At 68.1% G+C, this 7,835-nt stretch carries 8 protein-coding genes; 2 read left to right on the top strand and 6 right to left on the bottom strand.

Annotation, left to right across the window (positions count from 1 at the left end):
- From GTP55_RS30235 to GTP55_RS28005, 3 genes are all read right to left on the bottom strand, one after another.
- The coding region (locus tag GTP55_RS30235) for a methyl-accepting chemotaxis protein (protein ID WP_371868471.1) at positions 1-872 on the bottom strand (872 nt) is incomplete at its 3' end.
- Between the two features lie 9 nt (positions 873-881).
- Entirely contained in the window at positions 882-1,583 is a 702-nt protein-coding gene (locus GTP55_RS30230) for a cache domain-containing protein (RefSeq protein ID WP_202423898.1), read from the bottom strand.
- Between the two features lie 229 nt (positions 1,584-1,812).
- Positions 1,813-2,697: a LysR family transcriptional regulator gene (locus tag GTP55_RS28005; RefSeq protein ID WP_161048055.1), complete on the bottom strand. Its 885-nt coding sequence runs from the start codon at positions 2,695-2,697 to the stop codon at positions 1,813-1,815.
- A gap of 150 nt (positions 2,698-2,847) precedes the next feature.
- Here GTP55_RS28005 and GTP55_RS28000 point away from each other — a divergent pair, with 150 nt between their 5' ends.
- Positions 2,848-3,666, top strand: coding sequence for a substrate-binding periplasmic protein (locus GTP55_RS28000; RefSeq protein WP_161048054.1), 819 nt, complete (start codon positions 2,848-2,850; stop codon positions 3,664-3,666).
- 25 nt (positions 3,667-3,691) lie between these two features.
- Here the strand turns inward: GTP55_RS28000 and GTP55_RS27995 are convergent, their stop codons facing one another.
- The gene (locus tag GTP55_RS27995; RefSeq protein ID WP_161048053.1) at positions 3,692-4,705 is read right to left on the bottom strand and encodes a porin; all 1,014 of its coding nucleotides are present in this window, start codon (positions 4,703-4,705) and stop codon (positions 3,692-3,694) included.
- A gap of 175 nt (positions 4,706-4,880) precedes the next feature.
- Here GTP55_RS27995 and GTP55_RS27990 point away from each other — a divergent pair, with 175 nt between their 5' ends.
- Complete coding sequence (locus GTP55_RS27990; RefSeq protein WP_161048052.1) at positions 4,881-5,975, top strand: amidohydrolase family protein; 1,095 nt, start codon at positions 4,881-4,883, stop codon at positions 5,973-5,975.
- Between the two features lie 6 nt (positions 5,976-5,981).
- Here GTP55_RS27990 and GTP55_RS27985 read toward each other — a convergent pair whose 3' ends face one another.
- Both GTP55_RS27985 and GTP55_RS27980 read right to left on the bottom strand, forming a co-directional pair.
- A complete protein-coding gene (locus GTP55_RS27985) occupies positions 5,982-6,623 on the bottom strand; it encodes a TetR/AcrR family transcriptional regulator (protein ID WP_202423897.1) in 642 nt (213 codons plus the stop codon).
- Positions 6,610-7,821 (bottom strand): FAD binding domain-containing protein, encoded by a 1,212-nt coding sequence (locus tag GTP55_RS27980; protein WP_161048051.1) that lies wholly within the window; start codon positions 7,819-7,821, stop codon positions 6,610-6,612. Before GTP55_RS27980 ends, GTP55_RS27985 begins: the two co-directional genes overlap by 14 nt.
- Between the last annotated feature and the right edge of the window lie 14 nt (positions 7,822-7,835).

The raw sequence follows: 7,835 nt of genomic DNA, 5'->3' as shown, positions 1-7,835 counted from the left end.
CCGGCCGCCAGCGCCGCCGGGGTCGCCGGCTGCGGTTCCAGCTGGAAGCTGCCGACCAGCGCCGACAGCGATCCCGCCTGGTCGCGCAGGCTGGCCGCAGCGGCGGCGGCCTCCTCGACCAGCGCCGCATTCTGCTGCGTCACGCTATCCATTTCGGTGATCGCCGTGTTGACGTGGCCGATGCCGGTGCGCTGCTCGGCCGAGGCCGCGCTGATCGCCGCGATGACGCCGGTGACGCGGTCGACGCTGGTGACCACCTCGCCCATGGTGGCGCCGGCCCGCTCCACCATCAGGGTGCCGTTGCCGATATTGCGCACGGCGTCGTCGATCAAACCCTTGATTTCCCTGGCCGCCGCGGCGCTGCGCTGGGCCAGGCTGCGCACCTCGGTCGCCACCACCGCGAAGCCGCGCCCCTGCTCGCCGGCGCGCGCCGCCTCGACGGCGGCGTTGAGCGCCAGGATATTGGTCTGGAAGGCAATCCCGTCGATGGTGCCGATGATCGCCTCGATGCGGGTGGCGCTGGCGTTGATGGCGGCCATGGTGCTGACCACCTCGGTCACCGCCTGGCCGCCGCGCTGCGCCACCCCGGCCGCCGCCTGGGCCAGCGCGTTGGCCTCGGCCGAATGCTCGGCGTTCTGCGCCACCGCCTGGGTCAGCTGCTCCATCGAGGCGGCGGTTTCTTCCAGCGAACCGGCCTGCAGCTCGGTGCGGCTCGACAGATCCAGGTTGCCGGAGGCGATCTGCGACGAGGCCGCCGCGATGGTTTCGGCGCTGCCGCGGATCTCGCCGATCATGCCGGCCAGATTGTGCTGCATCCGGCTCATTGCCGACAACAGGCTGGTGCGGTCGCCGGCGTCGGTGCGCACCGCCACGCTCAGGTCCTAGGCGGCGATCCGCAACGCCATCTCGGCCGCGTATTCCGGGCTGCCGCCGAGGGTGCGGTGCAGGCTGCGGTTGACCGCGACCACGATCGCCGACAGCAGCTGGCAGACGGCGCCGACCATCAGGGCGACTTTCTGCAGCGAGGCGTAGAACGCCTGGTTGATGTCGTCCACATACAGGCCGGTCACCAGCGCCCAGCCCCACGGCTTGAAGCTGACGATGCGGCTGAGTTTTTCCGACGGTTCGGCGCTGCCCGGACGCAGCCAGAAATACGACAGGTAGCCGGCGCCGGCCGCCGAGGAGGCGGTGCGGGAAATTTCGCGGAACACGTGGAAGCCGTTGGGGTCGGTGAAATCGCTGAGATCCTTGCCGTCGTTGTCGGGGCGCGCCGGATTCTGGATCGGCCGCGCGTCCATGCCGATGATCACCAGATAACCGTCCTCGCCGTAGCGGATGCTTTTCAGGACGGATTTGGCGCGGGTCTGCGCCTCGGCCTCGCTCAGTTTGCCGGCTACGGCGTCGGCCGCCAGCCCCTGCACGATGGTCAGGGCCGCCTTGGCGACGTCGGCCAGGTCGGCCTTGCGTTCGGCGTAGCGCAGCTCACGCGCCTCCATGATGTGGAAAACTGAAATCGCACACAGACACACCAGACTGGCCACCAGCGGCAACCAGAGCTTTTGCTTGAACGTGATCTTTTTCATACCATCCCCTTTTTTAGACAGCGGCGCGCCACCGGCGGTGGCATCTGATCACCTTAATTGATCAGTCGATCATTATCAAGCGGTCGGCGGCGACAAAATGTCTACACGGCGGCGACAGTGGCGACCTGGCGCCCGAGGCGTTGGCGCCGCGTTTTGCATGGACAACAGCAGGCTGCCGCTATCTGGGCGGAACGCCGGGCAGGTCGCGCTCCCACGGCGGCACGTCGCCCTAGGCGGCGATCAGCGCATCGATGAACAGCCGCACCTTGGGCGACAGATGCTGCCGGGTCGGGTACAGCACGCGGATCGGCATGCGCGGCCGCTTGTGGCCAGGCAGCAACGCCTGCAGCCGTCCTGCGCGCAGGTCCTCCTCGATCAGGTAGGACGGCAGGTTGCCGATGCCGGCGCCGTCGAGCACGCTCAGGCGCAGCGCTTCGGTGCTGTTCATGGCCAGCCGGCTGGCGGCGCTGAACTCGACTTCCAGCTCGTCGTCGTAAAACACCCATGGCTGCGGCTTGCCGCCGCTGAGGTAGAACAAGCACTGGTGCTGCTTGAGGTCGGCGATCGCGGCGGGCGCCGGCTGGCGCGCCAGGTAGGCCGGCGCCGCGCACAGCACCATGCGCTGCTGGGCCACCGTGCGGCCGATCAGCTCGGAATCCTGCAGCTGCGCGCCGACCCGCAAGGCGACATCGACGCCCTCGTCGATCAGGTCGACGCACTGGTCGGTGAAGCCGACCTCCACCGACAAGGTCGGCCACTGCGCCAGGAAGCCGTCGATCACCGGCAGCACGTGGGCGTGCCCCAGCGCCAGCGGCAGGCTGAGCTTGAGCCGGCCGTGCGGCGCGCCGCTGCGTTCGGCCATGGCCAGTTCGGCCTCTTCCAGGTCGTCCATCAGCTGCACGCAGCGCTTGAAGAAGGCGGCGCCGTCGTCGGTCAGGCTGAGGCTGCGCGGGGTACGGTTTATCAGACGAACATTCAGGCGCTCTTCCAGCCGGGCGATGCTCTTGCCGACGCCGGAGCGGGTGACGCCCAGCTGCTGCGCCGCCACGCTGAAGCTGCCGGCGTTGACGGCCGCGATGAAGGTCGCAATTTCGCCAAAGTTATTCAGTCCCACGGGCCCTCCGTATCCGATATGGGGCCATGGTACAAGAAAATCCGCCATGGAGCGCGACCGGCCCTCCCACGTAGACGCAATGTCGCCTTTAATTAATCGTTTGATCAACTATATTGAGAGGATACCGCCGACAATTGCGAGGACAGGGCCATGCACCAGATACCGAATGCCGCAGACAGCGTCGACCCACTGCGCAGGGAGCTGTCGCTCGGCCTGGCCGCTGCACTGCTGGGCCTGCCGCTGACGGCGCGCGGCGCGCCGCCGCCGCCACTGTCGCTGTCGCTGGCGCTGATCGAACTGATGCCCTGGGCCGCCACCACCGCCGACGGCGGGCAGGCCGGCATCCTGATCGACACGGCGGAGGCGCTGTCGGCGCTGAGCGGCGTCGGCTTGCAGCTGCGGCTGCTCCCCTATCCGCGCGGCGCCATGCTGCTGGCGCGCCGCCAGGTCGATCTGATGGTGGCGCTGCAGGCGGACCAGCTGGACCAGGGCGCCGTGCGGCTGGCGCCGCTGTCGATGGAGGACATCGTGGTCGTCGGCCGCCCCGGCACGACGCTGCGCGCGATGGCCGACCTGAAGGGCAAAGTCGTGGGCCGCCTGCGTAATGCCGAATACGCCACGGAATTCGCCGCCTCCACCGACATCATCAAGTACGACACCAATTCCTACCGCCAGAGCGTGCAGATGCTGCGGGTCGGCCGGCTGGACGCCGTCATCTTCATCCGCTCGGCGCTGGTGTTCACGCTAAAGTCGATGCAGCTGACGATGGCGGCGGTGGGCCAGCCGCTGCTCATTGGCCGCACCCCGCTGACCATGTACGCGACCGCCGCCTGCGCCGCCTCCAGCGCCGGCGAGGCCATCCGCGACGCCTGCAAGACCGTCTACAAGCGCCAGACCGTCAAGGCGCTGGCCGAGTTGCTCAACACCGAGCGGGGCGAAGCGCCCGCCGCCCTGTCCTGGCGCGGCTGACGAGGCGCGGCTGACGGCATGCGGCTCAGAACTTGAGCCGCATGCCGAGGGCGTAGGTCTTGCCGAGGCTCGCGCTGCTCAGCTTGTCATTCTGAAACACCGCATACAGCTCGGTACGCTTGGACAGGAAGTACTGATAGCCCAGCGCGCCCGTGTCGCGCCGGGTATCGGCGACCGGCGCCCCGCTGTTGCGGGTTTGCGCCCACGACAGCAAAATGCTGCCCGGCCCGGCGGGAACCGCGACCCCGGCCTGCGCGGTGCGGCCGCGGCCCGGTTCGACCTGGTTGACGGCGGCATTCCACGAAGCGAACAGCTTGGCGGCGCCGGCGTTGTAACTGCCGCCGGCGAAATAGGTGCGCTGTTCCGACTCGCCGACCGTCGCCAGCCCCGGCCCCACGCGCACGCGCTGCGCCGTCAACGTCGCCATCCACGGCCCCCGCTCAAAGGTGGCGGTGGCGCCGAGGTTGTTGGTGCGGGTGCCGGAGCGGGTCTCGCCGAGACCAATGATGGAGGCCAGCTTGAAGCCGCCGGCCACCGGCGTGGTGTACGCCACCGCGTTATCCCAGCTGGTGTCGCCATACACCGTGCGTCCCATCGGAATCGACCAGACCTGCGCCAGCAGCGGCGCCAGGCGGATCGAGCCGCCGAAGGGATTGGACTGCGCGGTGGCGACGAACAGCGGATTGAGCACGCGCCCGATCTTGAGCTCGCCCGCCGCCCCCTGCAGGCCGATATAGGCGTTGCGGGCGAACAGCGCGTCGGTGGGGGTGCGGCCGCCGGTGCCGGTGTCGAGCAGCAGATAGCCTTCCACCGCGAAGATCGCCTTCAGCCCGGTGCCGAGGTCTTCCGCCCCGCCGAAGCCCCAGTACGAGGTTTGCAGGCCGCCGCTGTTGACCACGCTCGACGCCGGCCCGCCGGCGCTGGTCTCGGAGCGGCCGGCCCACATGTCCAGCACGCCGTAGACCTGCACCGACGATTGCGCCGACGCCGCCCCCGACAGCAGCAGCGCCAGCGCCGCCGGAATACCAGGAAATTTCATATCGCCTCCGATTTTATATGAGGTTTAATTATCGTTCGATAATTTGAATTGGGAAACATAAACCCGATGGCGCGCAATTTTTGTCTCGTTTACGCAGCAAACAGTAAAAACCGCCGCCACGCCATAATTGATCGATCTATTATTAATGCACTCTTACAACCACCAGGAAAGCACAATGACAAGCAGGAGACAATTCATCAAGCACGGCGCCGCCAGCGTCGGCGGCATCGTCATGGTCGGCTGCGGCGCGCACGGCCCGCTGCGCGCACCCGATGCCGGCGCCCCGCCGGGCGCCCCGCTGATGCTCAACGGCGCAGCGGTCAAGACCATCGACGTCCACGCCCACTGCATGATTCCGGCCGCGCTGGCCCTGATCGGCATGGACGTGTTTTCGCTGTATCCCAAGACCATGAAAGGCGGCCAGGAAAATGTGGTGGTGATCGCCGACCGGCTGGCCGCCATGGATGCGCAGGGTGTCGATATGGAGGTGCTCAGCATCAACCCCTTCTGGTACGAGCAGCCGCGCGCGCTGTCGGCCAGCATCGTGCGCCTGCAAAATGACAAGCTGGCCGAGCTGTGCGCTGCCAGGCCCGACCGTTTCGCCGCCTTCGCCTCGCTGTCGCTGCAACACCCCGACCTGGCGGTGCAGGAACTGGAGCATGCGGTGCGCAAGCTGGGCTTGCGCGGCGCGGCGATCGGCGGCAGCGTGGCCGGCGTGCCGTTCGCCGACCCGCGCTTCCATCCGGTCTGGGCCAAGGCCGAGGCGCTGGGCGCCACGCTGTTCATCCACCCCACCGGCACGCCGGAAATGGCGCGGCATTTCGCCGGCAACGGCTGGATGGCGAACGTGATCGGCTATCCGCTCGAAACCACGGTGGCCTTGCAGCACTTCATCTTCGAGGGTGTGCTGGACCAGTATCCCCGGCTGAAAATCTGCAGCGCGCACGGCGGCGGCTACCTGCCCACCTCGGCTGCGCGCATGGACCATGGCTGCTTCGTCAACCCGGGCGCCTGCGCCCATGGGCCGGCGCTGAAAAAGAAACCGGGCGACTACGTCAACCAGCTGTACTTCGACAGTCTGGTGTTCACGCCGGAAGCGCTGACCAACCTGGTGCGCCAGGTCGGCGTCTCGCAGGTGATGCTGGGATCGGATCACCCGTTCCCGTGGGCCGATCAGCCGGTCAAGCGCGTGCTGGACACGCCGGCGCTGTCGGACGCCGACAAGGCCGCCATCCTCGGCGGCAACGCCCGTCGCGTGCTGGGGCTGTAGCGCTGATTACGGCTGGCGCAAATGGCGCAGCACCAGCGGCGCGCTGGTCATGAAGTCCTCGACCTGGCGCCCGACCAGCCGGTCGAGTTCTTCCGGCACGTCCAGCCGGTACACCCATTTGCGCACGCCGATATAGAAAATCGCCGCATGCAGCCCCCAGATGAATTCGATCTCGTCTTGGTGCTGCTGCGGCGTCGGCGCCGCCACCTGACATTCATGGTGCAATTCGGCCAGCACCACGTCGAACACCTGCTCGCGCAGACGCGCCAGATACCGCACATTGATGCCCTCGTACGTCAGCCCGGCCTGGATGAAAATCCGGATCCAGTCGCTGGTCAGGATGACGCTGGCGTATTGCCGGTAGAAGCGGCGCACGCGCACGCCCAGCGGCACGCTGCGATCGGCCAGCCAGGCGTCCCATTCCGGATTCCAGCGCGACACATACACGTCCCGGAAGACGCGTTCGGCCAGCGCCTCCTTGCTCGGAAAATAGCGGTACAGCAGCGGCTGGGACACGCCCAGCTCCCGCGCCAGCTCGCGCGTGCTGGCAGCAAAGCCGTGGTTCGCGAAGTAAGCAATGGCTTGCCGCACAATCTGCTGCTCGCGCTCGCCCGAGGACAGGCGCCGCCGGCCGTCAGGCGTCGACAAGATGCGCGCCGGGCGGCACCGCGGTTTCGCGCATCACCGCTTCCGGCGTGCGGTAGCGTTCGGCCATGCGCACTTCCTGCTCGGTGCGCAGTTGCGCCTGCATGTAAGCGCCCAGGTGGCGGGCATGGGCGACGATGCGGTTGCCGTAGGCGACCCGCTCGGCCGAGTAAGCGGCCAGCGCCGCGTCCACCGGCAGCTTGCTCAGCCATTCGGTCAGCGCCAGCGCGTCGCCGGCCGCCTTGGTCACGCCCATGCCGCAGTGCGGCCGGGCGACGAAGGCCGAATCGCCCAGCAAGACCGCGCGCCCGTACACCAGGCTGGGCGACTCGAGGTCGTAGATCGGCTGGAAGAACGGCTGCACGGTACGCGCCACCACTTCGGCAAACTGCGGCGACAGCGTCTGTTCCGCCGCCGCCCGCATCTCGCCGATCACGCCGGGCGCAATCAGCGGCGGCGGAATGCCTTTTTCGTACACGTGGCCGGCGGCGTCGGTCGACAGCCGCAGCACTTCGGCCTCGTCGGCCGGACGGTACCAGACAAAGTTGTAGCGGCGCTGGCCGGCCTCCATCGCGTTGAAGGCGCCGGCGACCGGGTAGCCCAGCATCTGCTCGCGCGGCGGCAGGCAAAAGCCGAAGTGGCCGAACAGCTGCCGGTGCGTGGCGGCGCTCAGCGTGTGCTCCTCGACCAGGCCGCGCCAGGCGATGTAGCCGGCATAGGTCGGCGCGATCGCCGGCGCCAGCACCTGGCGCACCGACGAGCGGATGCCGTCGGCGGCGATCAGCAGTTCCGCCTCCACCGTGGTGCCGTCGGCGAAATGGGCCTTGGCCAGCCCCGGCGCCGGCGTCACGTCCACCAGATGCTTGCCGCAGTGGTAGCGCTGCTCCGGCAGCGCCGCGCGCAGCAGCGCGTACAGGCGGCCCCACGCCGTCAGGATCTGCGGGTGGGGATGTTCGCCGATGACGGCGCCGCCGTGGTCGAGCGTGATGCGCGACGGCACCTCAACGCCGATCTTGTCGTCGGTGATGCCGATGCGCGCCAGGATCTCGAACAGCTCCGGGTGGGTCACCACGCCGGCGCCGCGTTCGGCCAGCTGTTCGTTGACCCGCTCGTAGACTTGCACGTCCCAGCCGGAGCGGTGCAGCAGGTTGGCGGCAAACAGGCCGCCGAGCGAGCCGCCGATAATCGTTACACGTTTCATGGTCTCCTCCGTTG

Source organism: Duganella margarita (assembly GCF_009857535.1).
GTDB lineage: Bacteria > Pseudomonadota > Gammaproteobacteria > Burkholderiales > Burkholderiaceae_D > Rugamonas > Rugamonas margarita.
Note: the sequence above shows the minus strand (reverse complement) of the source record. Positions and strands in the feature narration are given on the sequence as shown.